This is a genomic window from Pseudomonas sp. (assembly GCF_035277045.1).
Lineage (GTDB): Bacteria > Pseudomonadota > Gammaproteobacteria > Pseudomonadales > Pseudomonadaceae > Aquipseudomonas.
Genome location: NZ_DATELE010000243.1, coordinates 1 through 2,045, shown reverse-complemented (window position 1 = coordinate 2,045; position 2,045 = coordinate 1). Strand labels below are relative to the sequence as shown.

At 62.8% G+C, this 2,045-nt stretch carries 2 protein-coding genes; both read left to right on the top strand.

Annotation, left to right across the window (positions count from 1 at the left end; all coding sequences use genetic code 11):
* Window positions 1-887, top strand: an 887-nt coding sequence (locus VJS90_RS13930) for a GTP-binding protein (protein ID WP_324122230.1), incomplete at its 5' end; no start/stop codon positions are given.
* Window positions 884-2,045: extracellular solute-binding protein (locus tag VJS90_RS13925; protein WP_324122229.1), on the top strand; the 1,162-nt coding region annotated here is incomplete at its 3' end. The genes VJS90_RS13930 and VJS90_RS13925, both read left to right, overlap by 4 nt.

The following is a 2,045-nucleotide window of genomic DNA, read 5'->3' as shown; positions in this document are numbered from 1 at the left end:
TGATCAACGAGTTCGGCGAGGTCGGCATTGATAACCTGCTTGTCGAGGAGATCGCCCCCAACACCGTCCTGTTGCCGAGCGGATGCGTCTGTTGCTCGATACGCGGTGATCTGAAACAGGCGCTCATCGACCTGCACGGCAGACGCAGCCGGGGGGAGATACCAGCGTTTCGTCGCGTGCTGCTGGAGACCACGGGGCTGGCCGATCCGGCGCCTATTCTTGCAACGCTGCAGCGTGACCCTCAGCTACGTGGCCGGTATCACCTGGGCCTGCTGGTGACGGTCGTGGATGCCCAGCATGCTTCGCTGCAAGAGCGGCTGCACCCTGAATGGCTTGGCCAGGTCACCGCTGCGGACCGGTTGCTGGTGAGCAAGGCGGACCTTGTCTCGGCCGACTCCCTCGGCCAGCTCTTCGCCCACCTGAAGACGCTCAACCCTTCTGCATCCGTTGCCTTGACCCATTCGGTGGAAGAGGGCGACGAGCAACTTCTGGGTGAGGGCCTGAGAAGCCTCGAGCCGGACCAGGAGGTCGCCAGGTGGCAGCTGTTCGCGCCCACGCAGCAGCCCCGGCACGGCGGCGCGCAAGTGTGTGCCCTGGAGTATGACCGGCCGCTGGACTGGCTTGCGTTCGGGGTCTGGCTTTCGATGCTGCTAAGATGCCATGGCGAGCGTATTCTTCGTGTCAAAGGGATCCTGAGTGTGATCGACTCTGAACAACCCATCGTCATTCATGGCGTCCAGCACTGCCTTCATCCGCCGGTCCACCTTGCTGCCTGGCCAGGTGGCGAGCGCCGTTCACGCCTGGTGATCATCGTACGCGATGTCGACACCGCGCTGTTGCGCAGGTCTTTCGAAACCTTCCTGAATCGTCTGGGACGGGCTGCATGAGTGGCCAGCTCACCCTGCGCGTGCTGGGCACCTCCGTCACCTTGCTTGAATCGATTCGCTTGCGGGCAGAGCAGGAGCTGGGCATCCGGATCGAGTACCAGGTCCACGATGTCCAGACTGTCCAGCGCATTGCCCTCATGCATCCCGAACGATACGACCTCTATGACCAGTGGTTTCATAGCATGGATTTCGTGTGGCCTGCCGGTGCCATCCAGCCCATCGACATACGGCGCATCGCGCTGTGGGACGAGATAAACGACTTGCCCAAGCGGGGCAGGCTGCAGGCGGGTGATCGGTTGTCGGGCGGCAGCCTGCCGTGCGACCGGCTGTTTGTTCAGCACGATGGGAGCCTGGCCGACCGACCGACTGACTTCATCAGCATGCTGCCGCTGACCCATAACGCTGACAGCTTCGCGTACAGGCCGGACCTGCTTCCCGCCGGATTCTCCCCGGAGAACGAGAGCTGGTCCTGGCTCGTCGACCCGAGCTGGTGCGGGCACGTCGCGTTGCAAAGCGATGCGGCCATCGGCGCGCTGGATGCAGCCTTGGCGATACAAGCCAAGGGGCTGGCCAACTTCGGTGCCATCGCCAATCTGCGCCTGGATGAGATTGATGAGCTGGCCGCTGTCCTCATCAAGCTTCAGCGCCAAGGGCATTTCGCTGCGTTCTGGTCTGATGACCGGGAAGCCGGGAAGTTGATGCTCGGGCCGAATGTCCACATCGAGAGTGTCTGGTCGCCTGCGCTGATGCAGCTGCACCGCGAAGGCATACAGTATCGGCAGGCGGTCCCCAAGGAGGGCTACCGGGGCTGGTTTGGCGGCTTGTCGCTGTCTCGTTGCGTGGAAGGAGACGTCAAGGACGCCGCCTATGCCTATCTCAACTGGTGGCTCGCAGGATGGCCGGGCGCGATGATGGCGCGGCAAGGTTTCTACATTTCCAACCCGCCCAGAGCCCGTGATCATCTTTCAGCCGCGGAGTGGGATTACTGGTACGAGGGCAAACCGGCGGCGGAACAGCTTCTGGGCAGCGATGGCGCGCCGCTCATCGAACCCGGTGAGGTACGCGAAGGCGGCTCCTATAGCGAGCGCGTAGGCCGGATCAGCGTGTGGAACTCGGTGATGGACGAGCACAATTACCTTGTCCGCAAATGGGCGGATG